Source organism: Paenibacillus sp. J22R232, from assembly GCF_056269165.1.
This window is the reverse complement of sequence record NZ_JBWDNK010000007.1, coordinates 127,852-144,781: the sequence shown is the minus strand read 5'-3', so window position 1 is coordinate 144,781 and position 16,930 is coordinate 127,852. Positions and strand designations below refer to the sequence as shown.

Here is a 16,930-nt window from a genome sequence, read left to right as displayed (position 1 = left end):
ACATGTTGTTCTAGCAACGTTGCTCCCAGCCCAGCTAGCTTCGCGTTGCCTTCAAGCGGTCGAAAGCAGGCTGATTGACTTGAATCGCAACGGCTTTGGCTTTCTCCTCCAAGTAGCTATTAAACTTATGAGCAAGCACCTCGCTTTGAAGCTGTGACTCCACGGTTGCGAGCGGGACCGCATAACCTTCCTTTTTTTCGATCAGCTGAATAATGGTAAAGCTTGTGCCTCTATCTATGATGGAGGAATGCTCGCCAACTTTTAATTGCTTGGCAACTTGATTCAGCATAAAGTCTGCCTTTAGCGGTGATTGTTGATCGCTCAGAACGATGGAGGTCTCACGCATGCCTTCATCGCTATATTCCTTTGCCATATCCGCGAACGAGGCGCCGGAATCAAGCCCTTTTAACGCTTGGTTCATTTTCCCGGTTATCTCCTCCCGCTCTCCCTGACCATACGGAAGCGAAAATTCAAGGAAGGTTATTTGCGTTTGATTCTCAAACTCTGCATCATGCGCCCTATAGCTCTCCAGCACCTCTTCTTTGGAAACCTTCAATTCATCCTCTCCTAGCCTTTCTTCGAGATCAAGCCTCACGTTGCTTAATGAATAGAAATAATATTGACTGAGATCATATTCCCCTAATCCAAATATAGCTTCCCCCTTCTTCAAGCTTCTGGCCCTATCGGCATTGTTTTTTTCCCAATTCCGCACAAAGCCCTGGAAAGAGCTGTCTTCAATTAGCCCCTTCTCCATCGCCAGCAGCTGCAAGGCTTTCCCTTTGACCGCCTCATCCATCGCTCGTTTTTTCAACCTGTCAATCGGACGCTCTCCCCCGAATGTTTCTGTCCAATAGCGCTCGCTGTCCTCTGCACCATAAGTGACATTGAAATAGTTGGTAACCGCTCCTTTTTCTTTGTCCATAAAAAGCAGAAATTCATTGCGGGTGACCGGCAAGCCGCCCACCTCGAGGATTACTTCATCATCCGGGGCATGGGAAGGCAAAAAGGCTACCGCCAATAAGGCAGTAACCACCACTATCCCAACAACCGCAATGATCACGACGATCCGGTGCTTAACGCCGCTAACGATCGATTGTTTAACCTGAGCTGGGTTCATATTTCTCCTCCATCTGCGTCCAATATACACTACATTCGCTTAATGTCGGATACCATCTGGATCCGGTAATCTGAATGCGAAGACGCTCTGTTTCAATGGGCTCGAACCTACAAATCTTTTTATAACCAACTACATCCCCTTCATAGAAGGCTTGCCAATTTTCCCCGTCAAACCGCTCCAGATGGAACTTTTCAATACGCTGGCCCTCCGGCAAATATTCTTTTAGGACAATGCGGTCAACGGTTTGCCTGCTATCAAGCTTAACCTCTAGCGTAGCTTGTTCAATACCGTCAGAAGGCCTCCAATACGTCCCTTTAAAGCCATCCGTTATTCGGGAGCCGTCATGCTGTTCATTCTTGCAATCAGAAGCAACCACCCTTGAGCCGGCAGCTGCATCGGTCCGATAGATACGGCTTAACCGTTCGCCGAGCTCTCGCATCCTCTGCGCGTCATGCTCATGTATAAGCCCTCGCCTGTCCGGGGGAAGATTCAGCAGAAAGGCCGCATTGCCTCCGACGGTCCGCTCATAGAGATCCGCAAGCTCTTCCACTGATTTCACCAAAGCGTCTTCATTTTCATGATAAAACCAACCTGGACGAATGGAAGTATTCACCTCGGCAGGATACCATACGACGCGGCTTGCTTCAGCCAGCACCTGCCTGCTCCCCAAATCCTCTTCATCCGAGCCGATTCGCTTCGAGAAATCTTGTCCTTCCGACTGCTGCGAGTCGGCTTGAATCTTCTCGTTATCTTGCAAGCTTGCGGGGACGACGCTCCATTCCACTTTTCTTGTATGTCCGGCCTCATTGCCGCACCACCTTACATCGGGACCGCATACCGAAATGACCGCTTGAGACTGATGCGCCCGAATCAAGCTGTAATAGGCATCCCAATCATACACTTGCCGCTTTCCGTTCGGACCCTCGCCGCATGCACCATCGAACCATACGCAAAACAGTTCTCCATAGCCTGTTAACAGCTCATCCAGTTGACTGAGAAAGTAGCGGTTGTACCGCTCGGAATCCCCATAGGATGATTCATGGCGGTCCCACGGCGACACATATATCCCGAATTTCAGACCCGCTTCACGGCAAGCGTCGGACATGTCCCTCACTAAGTCGCCCTTGCCTTTTTTCCAGGGACTATTCTTAACCGAGTGCTCCGTATGCTTGCTTGGCCAAAGACAAAATCCGTCATGATGCTTGCAGGTCAGAATAATGCCTTTCATCCCCGCGCTCTTGCATACGGCTACCCACTGGGCTGCGTCCAGCTCGGTTGGCTGAAAGATAAGCGGCGACTCATCGCCCGTCCCCCACTCCCTATCCGTAAAGGTGTTAACCGTAAAGTGGATAAAGCCATAGAACTCGGTCTCCTGCCAAGCCAGCTGCCTCGCTGATGGAGCGACAAGCGCCGCTTCCCTAACCGAAACACTCATTCTCTAACCTCCTTAATCATTAATCAGCTTAAATCCGCTTGAATGGTTAACGTCACAACATGCTCAAGAGTTCCAAGAAGCTGAAATACGAGTAACCCATTCGCACCACCCCGGTGATCCTTCGCGCTTGAAAGATCCGCCTCGCGCTTCGAAAGTCGCCCATTGAAGATGCCTCTCCCAAGTTGTTGCATCGCAAGGACTTAACCCTTCACACCTCCAAGCGACATGCCTTCTGTCAGCTTTTTCTGCAATAGCGCATATACGAGGATGGTTGGCGCAAGCACGATGACTAGCCCTGCGAATAGCGAACCCCAATCGGTAGCGAATTGCTGGATCTGCATCAAATTAGACAAACCAACCGGAATCGTTTTCTTGCTTTCGGTTGTGATGAAGGTCATCGCTAGAACGTATTCATTCCAAAAGTCAAAGAAGCTAAATACGATAAGCGTAATAATCCCTGGTCTTGCCATAGGCACAATAATGCGCAGCAGTATTCCGAAATAGCCGCAGCCGTCAATCATGGCCGCTTCCTCATAATCAAGCGGGATCGACTTCATGAAGCCCGTAAGCAGGTATACCGAAAACGGCAGGCTGCCCGTTGCGTAAACCGCGCTTAACCAAAAACGGTTATCGAGCATATGCAGCTCGTTCATGAAGATAAATAGCGGTACGATAATATAGACGCCGCCGATAAATAATCCAGCCATATAAAACTGAGTGATAAACCCGCGTCCGCGGAACCTCATGCGTCCCAGCACATAGGCAGAGGGGACTGCCGCAAACAGCAGAACGGCCATCGATAACAAAACGATGATGACGGAGTTTATCATGTAATCCCCGATTTTTGCAGTCGAGAATGCTTGCACATAATTGTCCCAATTGATGCTTGTCGGCAGCTTCCAAGGGCTTTCCATAACCTCTGCATTTGTCTTAAAGGAAGCCAGCACGTTCCATACCAGCGGATAAACGACCAAAGAGGCTTGCACGAGAAGGAAAAGGCGAAGCGCGTTTTTTCCCACGAGGGATGAGCGAGTCGACATCTTAATGCGCGCCCCTTTCCGTGAGTTTATTGCTAACAAATGCAAGCAGCATGGACATAATGAACACCACAACGCCGATTGCCATGGCATAGCCGAAATTCGAGTTGGTGAACGCCTGCGAATATAAGTACGTCATCACCACTTCCGAATGCCGATCCGGGCCGCCGCCAGTCATGATGGAGACAATAATAAAGCTGATGCTCAGGACGCCGTTAATGCTGAAAATAATCGTGACGCGAATGATCTCCCAGAGCAGCGGTACCGTAATTCGGAAAAACTGCTGGACTCGGGTAGCGCCGTCCAGCTCGGCAGCTTCATACAGCTCAGGCGAAATGCTGTCGATCCCTGCCATATACATAACCATGTAATAACCGGCAGCCTGCCAGATGAGTGTGATAGCCAATGCCCAGAGGACCGTTCGCTGGTCTCCAAGCCAAGGCTTCGCCCACTCTCCCAGCCCAAACATCTCCAATCCGGAATTCACAAATCCCATTGTCGGGTGATAAATAAAGGACCAAAGGATGGCAATTACGACGAATGACAATATGCTCGGAAAAAAGAACACCGTGCGGTAGAAACCGCGTTCCTTTAATTTCGATTGCGTTAGAACCGAAGCATTAATCAAAGCAATAATAATCGTAACGACCGGCACGACCAGCATGAGAAAGCCTGTATTCCGCATGGATAGAAGAAACGTCTCGTCATGAAATAGGTCAACAAAATTTTGAAAGCCGATAAACTTAGGCTTATCGCTTAATCCGGTCCAGAGGTACAGCGACTTCTGGAAAATTTGAAACGTAGGATACACTTTGAACAAACAAAACAACAAAAGTCCCGGCAATAAACAGACGATGATAAAAATCGTTCTTTTCGTATTCATAGTCATTGTCATCGTTCCTTTCCCTGCCGCACATACAACGCCGATTATTGCCGGCTTAATGCACCACGGATATCTGTGATGAGCTAATTATATAATCGCGGAGAGTATCGCCAAATAAACAAAAACGAAGATGTTCATGGAGAATATAACGACATTTACGAGGCAACGGCGCGTTGAATCATAAAATCGTACAGGTTCCAACCATAAAGAACGTACAAATGCCGCCGTCTGAGCCAGACGGCGGCATTTCCCATTCGTTTAGTTGAATAAACCCAGTTCAGCGAGCTGCAGCTGTGCGGCGCCGCCGCTATTCGCCGTTACGTTCAATCGGTAATACGCGTAAGCTGTCGTGTTCGTGAAGGTATACGTTTTGGTTAAAAACCGACTTGCGAATGCTTCATTCGTTCGCGTATCGAGCGTCGTCCAGCTCGTGCCGTTATTCGAGCCTTGAAGCGTCCAATTCTTGGGGTCCCTCGCCGGCACATCGTTGGCAGACGTTATTGCGTATGAGGTTACGGTATGCGTAACGCCGGTTACAAATTTATACTGTAGCCAGCCGGTACCCGTTGTGATTAGCCATTTCGTAGAGGTGTTGGCATCGAACGCTTTCTCCTTCTCTTCTCCAGCCGGGCTGCTGGTTGAGCTGGCCGTAACCGTCCCGCCTACCGTTACCGATGTCGGACCTCCGCCGCCTCCCCCTACGACAGTGGATTCAAATGCGCCGATATCAGGAGCCGCGCCGTTAAATAAAGCATTTCCATAAAAATCCTTTGTCCCTAATTGCGGCACGTTATAGCCCGCGTTGATCAATGGGGAAGTAGCTTGCAGCTTGTAACCGTCCCATACGGTGGCACCGCTTTTAAAGCCGTTGGCTCCTAAAGTCGGCGTTTGTCCAGGATTAACCATTTGAGGCGGAGCGATGACCTTCGCCGGATCGTTTGGCTCCCCAGCTGCATGGCTGCCGGTCGTCACATAGAAAGCATTGTTTCGAAATACGGCCGTACCGTAGCTGCCGGAGCTGCTCGGCCAGAAGCTGGAGGAAGGCGTGTTTTTGTCATAAAAGACGTTGTTGTAAAAATAGTAAGGCACGCTTTTGAAGTAAGTAGATGCAAGATTAGCGTTGGAATTCGTGAACTTCGTCACGCCGCCGTTATAAATAAACACGTTGTTCAAGAAATAAGTCGCCGAAGTATCGACGTCGAACCATCCGAATTTAATCAGATACGCGGCATTATCGTCACTGATGTTGTATCTTGCGATATTGTTGCTGCTCCTGCCGAGATAGGACATCCACCCCATTGGATTGTTATGGGTGTAGTTGAATTGATAGACGATGTCGCTATTCGGCGAGTCGAAGTCAAAGGCAGTACCATCCCCGTTATTAGCACCCGTTGTCGTCGGACCGCCATAAACCTCATTGTTTTGGAACGTTACGTTTTGGGACTTCCAAGGATAAATGCCTGCGCTTTCGGCATTGTAGCGTTTCGACCACCCGTCTACGACGTTGTATTCCACGATGGCATCCTTCGCATCGCAGACATCGATCGCCCCTTGGCCAATGTTGCGCATGTAATTGTGCCCGATATATATATTCGTTTGCCATAAATTGTTAGGCCCGATCTCATCTTGGAATGCCGTTGCCGTCGTGTAATTGAAGTTGGCAATCGCCAGCAAATCGACCTTCTCGATCGTATTGTTTTCTATCCTTACGTCGTTGAAGGTCATGTTGGCCTTTAACGCTCCAATGACATAGAACATGATGCCGCCGTTAAATGAGGCGTTTCCATATAGGTTCGGCCATTCGTTCGGGCTGTCGACATCATGCACATAGTTATCATGGATATAAATATGATCCATGATGGTGTCTCCGCCCACCGCGACTTGATTCGTGTCCAGTACGATCAGTATGCCATCCCTAATGTTGGATGGCTTGCTGCTTGCATACGTAGTCGTAACCAAATCCACGTTGAAATTGTCGTCATTCGTTACTTCAAGATTGCTAATTTCCCAATACTGCTGGTTGCGCAGCATGACGGCGCCGGTCGCCTGATAGTCGCGCTGGGTCCCTCCGCCATTGATGATGGGGCGTGCGGTTCCGCCGTATTTGTCGATTTTGATGGGAGCGGCGGCGCTGCCTGAACCCTTGGGCCACAATTGGCCGTTCCACACCCCTCCCGATTTGAACAAGATTTGGTCCCCAGGCTGGAAGGTCGTTGCATTCACCTTCGTCAAGGTTTTCCAGGCGGCATTCGTCGCTGTTCCGCTGTTCGTATCATTGCCGGCAGCAGAATCGATATAATACGTCGTATTGGCCGCGCTAGCCGGCGCAGGCCCAATGACAAAAAGCGAGGAACATATGACTAACAAAGCCAATAAGGTTAAAGCATGCTTTTTCATGTTATTGCTCCCTCCCAAACGTAATTGAATCGTGCATGAAGTCGCAAAATCGCTAGCCTTCCCTTTTCAAACCGTTAGACTAAAAGCGCATCACCTCTTCACCCAAAATCCGGGTTACGGGGTCCAAGCTCTGCTAAATGCCGACCACCTCCTCTCCATTCCCAAATCTGACGAACATGGAATGAGTCAGTAAAGCCATTTCACTTCGAGAATGTGCCTTGCACGGCCAGTTGCTCCTTATTATAGATTCACTTAAGCATTCGCCAAATGAACAAAACGGACGATCTATATAGAGGATTTTCAGGTACCTCCCAAACGCAAACGGCTGTCGCCGTCCTCTATGGCAAAAGCAGTCGTTTCTCTGGGATATATAAGCACCTTTATCTGTGAGAATATATAAATTCTTATATAGTAAGAAACGGCTCATCCACTCGCAAGGACAGTTAGGCCCGTCCCAACAAAAAACAGGATGAGATTGAGGAAGATCCCTCAGCTCACCCTGTTGTTATGGCCATCTTAAATGGAATGTGCGGCTGCATTTGGAACGCGGCAATTACTGCGCGCCAGCGGCCTCCAATTCCTTCTTGATTTCCGTGTATACTTTATATAGCTTTTCACTGTATTGATCCAATGTCATCTGCTTGCTCATGATCGAGGAGATTGGCTTATACACTTCATCGCTAGGATTAAACTTACTGCCTTTCGCTACGGGCATAAAGGAGCCGTTCACGGCAACCATGCCGTCATCCGTCGCTTTATACACGTTATAGGTCGTCTCCGTAATGTATTCCTTCACCAGGTCCGGCGCGCCTTTTACTGCCATGACCGCTTTGGCCTTCTCACCGTTCAACTTAATGGCTTTATCCGTGTACAAATACTTCAGGAACGCCTTGGCAAGCTCCGGGTTTTTCGCTTTAGCGGGAATCATCACGGTCTCTACGCTCGTCAAGGCAGATACGGGCGCATCCGCACCGAAGGCTGGAACCCCCAAATAACCGAATTTGAATCCGTCCTCGCGAGGCGCATCCTTCATCTCATCCTCGAACCAGCTGCCGTTTGGAATAAACATCGATTTCCCTTGAAGAAAAGCCGTCTGCGATTGCGTATGGTTAAGCGCAACCGTTCCTTTCATTAAAGCGTTGTCTTCGGTCGCAAGCTTCTCCACAAGCCCCCATACCTGCTTGAACGTGTCGCTCTTCCAAAACTCAGGATCGAAGTCGAAAAACTGATTCATTGCGTCCTGGCCTCCCGCCGCATAGATGGCAGGCACGATCATTTCCTCCAAATAGCCTGGATAAATACCCTGGTAAGTAAAGAGTGCACGATCATTCTCCTTCGCCGCTGCGTTCGCAGCAAAAAATTCATCCCATGTTTTGGGTGGCGCAATCGCTTTGGCATCGAATAGCGCTTTGTTGTACCACAGCCCCATAACCCCGAAATTGTACGGTGCCAAGTACACATTGCCGTCATCATAAGGGGAGGAGGCACGCGAGGTTAAAACACCGTCAAGGATCTTATCCTTGAGGGGTGCACCTTCCGGCGTTAATTCCTCGAATACATTCGTCAAATCAAGCAGTGCTTTATCTTTAATGAGGCCGCTCACAAGCGGGGTATTGTCACTGCCCGCGATGTACATGAAATCCGGCGGATTGCCGGCCACGATTTTCGGACGGATCAGCTCGACTATTTTGGGGCTGGCGGTAATGCTGATTTTGGTTCCGGGGTAATCCTTCATGAACGCCTCTGCGACGCCGTCCCAGAATTCCCTGCCATATCCGCCTTGGAAGACCGCGACGTCGAGCTCCGGATTTTCAAACGTCGTGCCCTCTGGCGAAGCACTCTCCGCTGGCGCAGCGGTAGCCGCCTCCGACGGTGCTGCCGTTGCCGACGGTAAAGGCTCATTGTTCGCGTTGTTGCCCGATCCGCATCCGGCTAAAGCCGTTGACAGCATGATCGCCGCGGATGCAACCGTAAACCAATTCTTTTTTCTCATTGATTTAGTGACCCCTTTCGTTTGTGATGAGCTTTATTATAAGTTCACCGGGGGCATTACCAAATGAACAAAAAAGCGGATGATGATGGACAATTTTATGCCTCTGCTCTAATCGGATCGGCGAGCCTATCCGATTCTTATTAATGTCATCCTTTACCTGTACGATCTTATGATTTGTTTTCTCATCTTGGCGAGACTCTTATTACGTTTTTCGGGGCACTGCCAAAGCGTTTCCTGAAGAGCCGGTTGAAATAGAAAGGGTCTGGAATGCCAACTTCAATCGCAACCTGCTTCACCAGATATTTTCCAGAGAGCAGCATCTCGTAGGCCCTATTCATTCGGATTTCATTCAACCGGGTCAAGATGCTGCTTCCCGTTTCGGCTTTGAATATTTGACAAAGATACGGCTCTGAAAGGGCTACATAAGCGGCTACATCCGAGATAGATACTCTATCCGCGTAATGTTTCTCCAAATAGGCGACAGCTTGCCGGATCTCCTCGCGCAACGAAGAGGTTTGGGGGCCTTTTCCGATCGATCCCAAAATTTCATCCGACATCTCTTTAATAAGCACCTTCAAGCTGGAATCGGAGTCCGCGGCTTCGATCTTCTCGATCCAGCACTTTTCGTTCCAAGCCGTTTCCTTCTGCAAAGCGATTACATTGGAGAGACCCCATATGCCTCCCGCTAATATTCGCTTAAGCGATTTCGCATGAATACAGTGCCTAGCTGCGAATTCGATCAATACGAAGGCGCTTTCCACCCAAAGCTCAATGGCGGTTCCCCCGAAACCGCGCAGGCTCTCTTTCAGCCGTGTTTCCGCTGCCCGAAATCCTTCCTCCGTATCCATGGCGAGCTTCTCGCTGGAATGGCAGCCTTCTTTATACGATGCATAAAACCTAAGCTCCTCCGCCACCCGATTCCGATGCATTTGCTCAATCAGGCTGTCAAACGACATTGCCACTCTCCCATATATCACATTAATAACGAGTCCATAATACATTTCCGATAGTTTGATCATGCGCTGGGCAATTTCTTCGGGATCGACTATGTTTTGGACAAACGGCGTTGCCGTAATCAGAGTGTAACGGTTCGGACGGGTATGGAATACGAACAAAAACAACTTCTTCGGGAATAATCCTTCTGCAAGCTTTTCAAGCGTTTCATGAAAATCGATCGTCTGGTTATTGGGGAGCTCGCTATCTTGCATGTAGAAAGAAAAGGAATAACAGCATGTGCCGTCCAGCATAGCGGCTGCTCTCTGTTCCTCTTGATTTAAAAGGTGAAAGCTTGCATGGCCCGCCTCATCTTGCTCCTTGCTTTCCAGCAAATCGTATAACCGTTCGATCTCGCCATTGACTTGCTCATTAATGGAAATTCGGGCTTTAGACTCACTTTTCTTTCCATCGAGCTTTATCGCGATTTCTTCAAGGGTCTGCATAAAGGTTTCCGTCTTCAACGTAAGCTTGAGCATGTAATCATGGGCGCCGAACTTGAGTGCTTCCCGCACTAATTCGAAATCGTTGTAATTGCTAAGCACAAGAACCTCGCCTTTAAATCCGCCTGCCATCAGGTTTTTTATGAGCTTGAGCCCATCCATTTCCGCCATCTTGATATCCGTGATAACGATATCCGCATTCGTTCTTCTAACCAACTCAAGCGCCGATACGCCGCTAGCTGCAGATCCTGCATACTCAAACCGGCTATCCTCCCATTTGATGATGGTTTTGACAGCATGGCGAACGATCATCTCATCATCTACGATAATGACTTTATACATGCACTCACCCTTCTTTCAACGTCATTGGCAATCTGATTAAGGTCTCCGTCCCCGCATCCGGCTCGCTCCACGTTTCAATGCCGTACTGCTTCCCTACGTGTAAGCGGATTCTTTCGTCCACATTGCTCATCCCGATACCCGAAAGCTTTTCATGGGAATATTTCCTTTGCTGCACCTGTGTCATATCAAAGCCTTTTCCATCATCCGAAATTTTGAGCAAAAGCATCCCCTCGCTAATGGACCCAGCGATATGAATATGCACTCTGCGCCCTTCCCCGCTTCCGGCATGCAGAATCGAATTTTCGACAATCGGCTGCAGGATAAAGCGCGGGACGAGGCATCGGTACAGCCGGTCATCATTCATGCTGCATACTAACTTAAAGGAGTCGCCGTATCTAATCCTTTGGATGACCGCGTAATGCATCACATTGCCTAATTCCTTCTCCAACGTGATCATTTCTTCCGTATCCAGAATCGTATTGCGAAGCAGCTCCGACAGTGATGCGATTCCCTCCTCCACGATTTCGTTGCCGCTCATCATAGCGCTCCACTTCAATGAGTTTAGCGTATTAAACAGAAAATGAGGGTTGATTTGGGCTTGCAGCATCTTTAGCTCCGCCTCTCTCTTAGCCTGCTGCTCTTCCTCCACCTGATAGATCAGCATTTTGAGCCGAGCCACCATTTGATCGATCGTCTCCGAGAGCTTCCCCATTTCATCCGGATGGGTTGCCCCAAGCCTAGTTTCTAATCTCCCCAGCTTTATTTGCTTCGCGTACTGAAGCAATTCACGCATAGGCCTGTTAATGCTGCGATATATCCACATGGCAAGCAGTCCGGCCAGCAGAAGGACGAACATGCAAATATAAATGATATTTTCCCTGATTACGGATAGCTCCGAAATAATATACGAATGCGGAATCAGACCGATCATATACCAGTCTGCCGACCTGATGTATGCACTTCCTACGAGTACTCTTTTTCCATCGATATTCGCGTAAAAGGTTTTGATAGGGGCATTGGAAACAAGCTTGCCGAACACTTCCTGCTGGTTGTAACGATGTCCGTGGGGAATGGAAGGGGAAACGGAAGAGACCACGATGCCGCTATTATCCATAATATACAGCCTTCCGCCATTTCCGAGATCTACATGCTCGAAGGTATTGCGGGAGAAGACCTTCTCGTCAATAACGATAATAAGGTATCCTAATCGTTGATTAAGATTGTCTTGCGAATAAATAATCCGGCTCAAAGCAATTTTGTTAGAGCCGCGGTTCGAGCGCAGATACGTCCATTTAATATTGCCCGCCGTACCCGCTATTCCTTGAAGCGCAGCGTCGATTTGGTTATTGGGATACCACTCGAACCCCAGGTCAAAAAACGCTTTCTCCTCATTCGTAAGAATGACGACGTTGGATATATTGCTAAGCCTGAACACCTGCTCGCCCAAAGCATCTTTGATATCGGTCTGCAATCCGTTTTGCTCAAAGTCCGTCATGCTATTCACATTCTGCAGCCCGCTCTGAATAAGGTTATTTATAATAATCGATTCGCTGAGCGTCTCGTATTGCTCAAGCTCTCTTGAAGCGTTATTGGCCGATCCGGCCAGTACTTGCAGCGTGGACGTACTCAATTTTTCTGAAATGGAAGTCTCGTACCTTATGTTCGAATAGAGAGCAACAAAGACGACAGGCAAAAGAGAGGTGATTAGAAAAGCGATCAACAAGCGATGCTTAATTGACAATTTCCGTAAAAACGCGGAGTCCCGTAAACTTCTCAGCTTAAACTTAACTCTCATCCATGCACCGCCCGCTCGTTACTTCCGTGTCTATCCGCAAATGAATAACTCTATCTTAAGTGGAAATTGAATTTCAGTCTACAATGCCCATAAAAAACAGATTTCCCCAAATAGAAAGGGCCATCCTGCATACACACCAGCAGGATGACCCTTTCAGGATCAATTATATTTTAAATTCGGACAGCTTCTCCAGCAGCTCTTGGACCATGTTGCTCAGCGCCTCTGCTGAAGCGGAAATTTCCTCCATAGAGGCAAGTTGCTCCTCCGATGCCGCGGCAACGCTTTGCGATTCCGAGGAGGCATCCGATGCAAGGTCTGCTAGCTGCACGACACTCGCCGAAATTTGTTCCGTGCTGGCCGTCATTTGCTGCGCCGCCGCGGATACCTCTTGAATTTGACCATTCACCTGTGTCATTTCCGTTAGAATCGAAGCGAACAATTGACCGCTATCGGCCACGCTCTTCACGCCCTGCTGAACCTTCTCGTTGCCTACCGCCATGGTAAGTGCCGCTTTATGCGTGTCCCCCCGCACATCCTCGACCAAAGCCGTTACCTGCTCGGCCGCTTTTTTGGTTTGCTCGGCAAGCTTGCGGATTTCCGCGGCCACTACGGCAAAGCCTCTGCCATGCTCGCCTACTCTTGAGGCTTCAATCGCCGCATTCAAAGCAAGCAGGTTCGTTTGCGTGCTAATGCCGGCAATGATGTCAATCATGCTGCCGATCTGGTCCGACCGCTCCCCTAAACGGTCGATTGCGCTTCCCGTCTCCGCTACCGAGGTTTGCAGCTCATCCATCAGGCTGATGGCTGCTTGCAGCTGCGCGCTGCCTTCTTTTGTCTGCTCAGCCACATCCTCCGCGGAGGACGAGACAGACGATGATGAATCAGCGATACGCTGAACGCCTATCGTCATCTCACCCATCGCCTGCGACGCTTCCGACGCATAATGGTGCTGGCTTTGAGCCCCTTCGGCTACATGTCCAATCGACATCGCAATCGTCTCGGAAGCTTTGCCGGTCTGCTCCGCGCTTGCGGTTAGCTGCTGCGAAGTTGCGCCGACTGCCATGGATAAATCAGAAACGAGCTGGAACATCCCGCGAAGCTTGCCTGTCATTTCGTTGAAATGTCCGCCCATAATGCCGAATTCATCGCCTGTCCGAATATGCAGCTGCTGCGTCAAGTCCCCCTGCGACATAAGCTGAAGCTTGCCGGATAACGTCCGGAGCGGCTTGATGACCATGCTCCAGATAAGGAATGCCATTACGGCCGCCAAGACCAGCATAGCTGCAACGGAAGTCCAAATCGCATTGAACTTAGCATCCTCATACTCCGTCAAAATAACTTCCTTGGAAACTGCGGATTGCGTATACCAGACCTGATCGCTGCCCGGCATTTGAACCGGATCGAATACGCGGAGCACATTGATGCCCTTGGAATTCAATGTAAAAGCCTTGTATTTTTCCCCGCTCTTTACTTGCTCCCACAACTGCTGCTTCTCGGGATTATCCCCATAGGGCTGCAATACCGAATCCGGGTCGTTCGGATTGGCCGCGTATACGCCACCCTCCGTAACTAGCGAAACATAACCTTCCATCGGTTTGTACTTTGCAGCTTCCTCCTGAAGCTGGGTAAGCGACAGATCGATGCCAACGATGCCGAGAAACGCACCCTTGTCATCCAAGATCGGGTAGACGACCGACATTAATTCCGTTTGCACGCCCCCTGCCTCATACGTGTACGGTTCAATATAAGAGAGCTTCTTGCTCGCTTTTGGAATCAGATAGTAATCACCGGCTCCCGGCTTCTCATAATCCTTCAACGGCTCGGAAGCCACTTGATCGCCATCATGAATAAGGTAAGGTACGAATCTGCCTGATGCATCATCATATACCGCTTTGCTTCGGTTTGCCCCGTCGCTGTTATCGAACGCGTTCGGCTCCCAAAGCGTATAGAGACCGAACACGTCAGGACGCTCCCGCAGCATCCGGCTCATAATGGAAATGATATCTTCCCGCGATAGACGATTCGATTTCCTTGTCTCCAGCAGCAGCGACGACAGCGTCTTTAAGGTTGCTTCATGCTCCGTCATCGCATTCTCCAGCTTTGTTGCGTAATCCATGCCAGCCTTCTCTGCCTCAAGCTCGCCTTTGTTTATGCTTAATGACCTTACCTGCTGCAGATTTAAGAGCAATATAGACCCTAGCACCAAGGCAATTACTAATCCGACCACCGTTATGAATTTAAAAGTTAAAGATAGCTTACGCAATACAGTCATATGCTCAACCCCACCCTTTTTTATAAGACATTAATCGACAAAAAACGACTAAAAAATAATAGGGTTTATCGTCTCGTTAAAAAAATATTTCAGGCGTTATTTGATAGGCACTTTTCTTCTTTTCCATGCAAAAAAGCCGGCGCCCTCTCCATTGGGTTTACCGACCTGTTGCTGCCAACATGGCATTTGTTTTTTGTGGGTTTTATGCGAATAAAACGCTTGGACAAAGCCATTCTTAGCTCTTTAAGAATGCAGCCGTTCGGCATGCGTCAGGCTATCGAAAAAGGTGTCCCTTAACAAGGTGAAATGATGACCATTTGCGTCTCCGAACATCCATATTGCAATAAAGAAGCGGCAACCACGGACAAAAAAAGTCCAAGAATGCCGCAGTTATAATGAATTACCGCACCTGAAGTAAAAAACCTCACCACTTATAAATCCTGTGAAAGACGGATCATATCCACGACTTGTATCCCATTTTCATATATTTTTTCACTATAGTGCCTAATAAAGAAATCTTTATCGACTCCAATTATTCTAAACCCGCATTTCTGATAAAGAGCAAGTTGACCTATTCCTGAATTTCCGGTACCGATTTCTATCGTTTTAAAACCGAGCAGCTTGGCGTTTTGAATGGCATGCCGCACCAACTGTTTTCCAATGCCTTTACCTTGGTTATTTTCTTCTACCGCTATATTTACCAATTCAACAGTCTCAGGTCTTGTGCGCAGTAAAACATAAACGCCTATTATGCTATTCTCTGCTTCAGCAACAAAGCATTGACCTCTTTTTATGTATTCATCAACAAGCTTTTGGGAAGGGTCCGCCATTAAAAGCAATGCCATGGGCGGCTGCTCGTCTTCTTTTAGCTTTCGTATATCCATATGTTCAATCTCCTCGATGAAGTTTGTTTTTGGAGAAATTTACTGATAGCCGGTATGTCTGGTGTGCTTATATTTTAATGATCTCTATTTTTTTAGCAAGAGCCTGTGCAGGAAAAGATTCATCAATCCCGCCGTCGACCCAATAACGCACTTTTTGTCCGACTTTATATTTCGATGTGGATGTTTTCAACCAAATAGCGTTACCTGTATACTGTTCAAATATATCACTCCAACTTTTTCCGAAATCACTCTTTATAACATTATCCAAAATTAATATTCTGCCATCACTAACTTCAAATATATAGCCTTGGCCATCGGGTTCGGAAACTAGCTTCTCTTCACATCCCAACAGTGCAAATGCCATCCCCGCTATCATCAATACCATGAAATATCTCATATTAAATTCGCCTCCATAAACTAAACGTATGGGGTTTCCTTTTTGTTACAAACAGTTAGACTAAGGCTCATTTACGTTCCCCAAAGAAAAGCCGGCTCACACGTTTAGAGAAGTCTTCGATCCCAAAGCTTGACGCATCGACCCGATTATACCAGTTCGTTATGGTTTCCAAGATCCATAAAGGCACCTGGACCTCATATATCAGCGGATAGAAATGTTTGTATGTCCATACCAAGTGCTCCCACCTGCTATCGTTGCCTTCCTTCACATATTCCGATACATCAAGAACTTTTCCCCTCCCCTCTTGCAAAAGAATATTTTTCAGATGAATATCCCTTGGGTTCAGCCCTTGGCCTCGGACAAACTCGCGCGCCTCCTCAACGTCTTGGATTACTTGTTCTGGAACACGTATACCTTGCAGAAGACAATCATACAAGGTCACACCTTGTTCAAAGCTTAATACCAAATAGTTAGGCCCGGCTCCATAGCATTGCGGGAAATACTGCGAACCTTTTAAACGTTTGTAAATGCCTTCCTCGACTTCCTTTTTTGCTAATGCCTGCGTGGAGTACACTTTATACGCGTATTTAGGGGTGCCCGAGCAATAAAAGACCGCGGCGTCCGTTCCGATGCCGATGCAGCGCAAATCCTCTGCAAAACCGACGACGGAAACAGGTTTATTGTTTTCATGGCCAACGACTTCAATTTCCCTCAATGCTTCTTCAGCTTGTTTCCAATCTGAATTCATAACCATTTTCCCCTTGTTGTTTTGACATGGTAGCAATCGACAGTTTCACTCCTTATTTTATTCCGCAGTGAGCCAGCAATGCACCGATTAGCAAGACAATTTAATCAATTGGAAAAAAACAAGAAATGAATGCGGCATGAACTCGGCAAGCCCGCATTCGTTTGAATGCGGGCTTGCTGTACAAGACGCGAGAG

General features: G+C 48.3%; 13 protein-coding genes. All 13 read right to left on the bottom strand.

The window, feature by feature from the left end:
- Nucleotides 1-34 precede the first annotated feature (34 nt).
- The 13 genes from AC0YN3_RS20850 to AC0YN3_RS20790 all read right to left on the bottom strand — a co-directional run bounded on the left by AC0YN3_RS20850 (nt 35) and on the right by AC0YN3_RS20790 (nt 16,736).
- Complete coding sequence (locus AC0YN3_RS20850; RefSeq protein ID WP_475776888.1) at nt 35-1,117, bottom strand: peptidylprolyl isomerase; 1,083 nt, start codon at nt 1,115-1,117, stop codon at nt 35-37.
- Nucleotides 1,098-2,552: an alpha-L-fucosidase gene (locus AC0YN3_RS20845; protein WP_475776887.1), complete on the bottom strand. Its 1,455-nt coding sequence runs from the start codon at nt 2,550-2,552 to the stop codon at nt 1,098-1,100. The genes AC0YN3_RS20850 and AC0YN3_RS20845 overlap by 20 nt, the downstream gene beginning before the upstream one ends.
- 23 nt (nt 2,553-2,575) lie before the next feature.
- Nucleotides 2,576-2,743: a hypothetical protein gene (locus AC0YN3_RS20840; RefSeq protein ID WP_475776886.1), complete on the bottom strand. Its 168-nt coding sequence runs from the start codon at nt 2,741-2,743 to the stop codon at nt 2,576-2,578.
- Between the two features lie 9 nt (nt 2,744-2,752).
- Nucleotides 2,753-3,592: a carbohydrate ABC transporter permease gene (locus AC0YN3_RS20835; RefSeq protein WP_475776885.1), complete on the bottom strand. Its 840-nt coding sequence runs from the start codon at nt 3,590-3,592 to the stop codon at nt 2,753-2,755.
- A 1-nt stretch (nt 3,593) separates the two neighbouring features.
- On the bottom strand, nt 3,594-4,478 hold the full coding sequence (locus AC0YN3_RS20830; protein WP_475776884.1) for a carbohydrate ABC transporter permease: 885 nt from the start codon (nt 4,476-4,478) through the stop codon (nt 3,594-3,596).
- A gap of 252 nt (nt 4,479-4,730) precedes the next feature.
- The gene (locus AC0YN3_RS20825) at nt 4,731-6,869 is read right to left on the bottom strand and encodes a discoidin domain-containing protein (RefSeq protein ID WP_475776883.1); all 2,139 of its coding nucleotides are present in this window, start codon (nt 6,867-6,869) and stop codon (nt 4,731-4,733) included.
- Nucleotides 6,870-7,422: 553 nt separating this feature from the next.
- Nucleotides 7,423-8,862, bottom strand: a complete 1,440-nt coding sequence (locus tag AC0YN3_RS20820) for a carbohydrate ABC transporter substrate-binding protein (protein ID WP_475776882.1) — start codon at nt 8,860-8,862, stop codon at nt 7,423-7,425.
- Nucleotides 8,863-9,044: 182 nt separating this feature from the next.
- Nucleotides 9,045-10,640, bottom strand: coding sequence for a response regulator transcription factor (locus tag AC0YN3_RS20815; protein ID WP_475776881.1), 1,596 nt, complete (start codon nt 10,638-10,640; stop codon nt 9,045-9,047).
- A gap of 4 nt (nt 10,641-10,644) precedes the next feature.
- A complete protein-coding gene (locus AC0YN3_RS20810; RefSeq protein WP_475776880.1) occupies nt 10,645-12,435 on the bottom strand; it encodes a sensor histidine kinase in 1,791 nt (596 codons plus the stop codon).
- Between the two features lie 163 nt (nt 12,436-12,598).
- Nucleotides 12,599-14,707, bottom strand: coding sequence for a methyl-accepting chemotaxis protein (locus AC0YN3_RS20805; RefSeq protein ID WP_475776879.1), 2,109 nt, complete (start codon nt 14,705-14,707; stop codon nt 12,599-12,601).
- 431 nt (nt 14,708-15,138) lie between these two features.
- Nucleotides 15,139-15,591: a GNAT family N-acetyltransferase gene (locus AC0YN3_RS20800; protein WP_475776878.1), complete on the bottom strand. Its 453-nt coding sequence runs from the start codon at nt 15,589-15,591 to the stop codon at nt 15,139-15,141.
- Nucleotides 15,592-15,658: 67 nt separating this feature from the next.
- Nucleotides 15,659-15,988 carry a YobA family protein gene (locus tag AC0YN3_RS20795; RefSeq protein WP_475776877.1) on the bottom strand — a complete coding sequence of 110 codons (330 nt, stop codon included), beginning with the start codon at nt 15,986-15,988 and terminating at the stop codon, nt 15,659-15,661.
- A gap of 67 nt (nt 15,989-16,055) precedes the next feature.
- Complete coding sequence (locus AC0YN3_RS20790) at nt 16,056-16,736, bottom strand: protein kinase family protein (protein WP_475776876.1); 681 nt, start codon at nt 16,734-16,736, stop codon at nt 16,056-16,058.
- Nucleotides 16,737-16,930 lie beyond the last annotated feature (194 nt).

Coding starts and splice junctions, on each gene's coding strand:
- AC0YN3_RS20820 (WP_475776882.1), bottom strand. CDS start 8,862: ATGAGAAAAAAGAATTGGTTTACGGTTGCATCCGCGGCGATCATGCTG.
- AC0YN3_RS20800 (WP_475776878.1), bottom strand. CDS start 15,591: ATGGATATACGAAAGCTAAAAGAAGACGAGCAGCCGCCCATGGCATTG.
- AC0YN3_RS20845 (WP_475776887.1), bottom strand. CDS start 2,552: ATGAGTGTTTCGGTTAGGGAAGCGGCGCTTGTCGCTCCATCAGCGAGG.
- AC0YN3_RS20810 (WP_475776880.1), bottom strand. CDS start 12,435: ATGAGAGTTAAGTTTAAGCTGAGAAGTTTACGGGACTCCGCGTTTTTA.
- AC0YN3_RS20850 (WP_475776888.1), bottom strand. CDS start 1,117: ATGAACCCAGCTCAGGTTAAACAATCGATCGTTAGCGGCGTTAAGCAC.
- AC0YN3_RS20815 (WP_475776881.1), bottom strand. CDS start 10,640: ATGTATAAAGTCATTATCGTAGATGATGAGATGATCGTTCGCCATGCT.
- AC0YN3_RS20825 (WP_475776883.1), bottom strand. CDS start 6,869: ATGAAAAAGCATGCTTTAACCTTATTGGCTTTGTTAGTCATATGTTCC.
- AC0YN3_RS20835 (WP_475776885.1), bottom strand. CDS start 3,592: ATGTCGACTCGCTCATCCCTCGTGGGAAAAAACGCGCTTCGCCTTTTC.
- AC0YN3_RS20790 (WP_475776876.1), bottom strand. CDS start 16,736: ATGAATTCAGATTGGAAACAAGCTGAAGAAGCATTGAGGGAAATTGAA.
- AC0YN3_RS20840 (WP_475776886.1), bottom strand. CDS start 2,743: ATGCAACAACTTGGGAGAGGCATCTTCAATGGGCGACTTTCGAAGCGC.
- AC0YN3_RS20805 (WP_475776879.1), bottom strand. CDS start 14,707: ATGACTGTATTGCGTAAGCTATCTTTAACTTTTAAATTCATAACGGTG.
- AC0YN3_RS20795 (WP_475776877.1), bottom strand. CDS start 15,988: ATGAGATATTTCATGGTATTGATGATAGCGGGGATGGCATTTGCACTG.
- AC0YN3_RS20830 (WP_475776884.1), bottom strand. CDS start 4,478: ATGACTATGAATACGAAAAGAACGATTTTTATCATCGTCTGTTTATTG.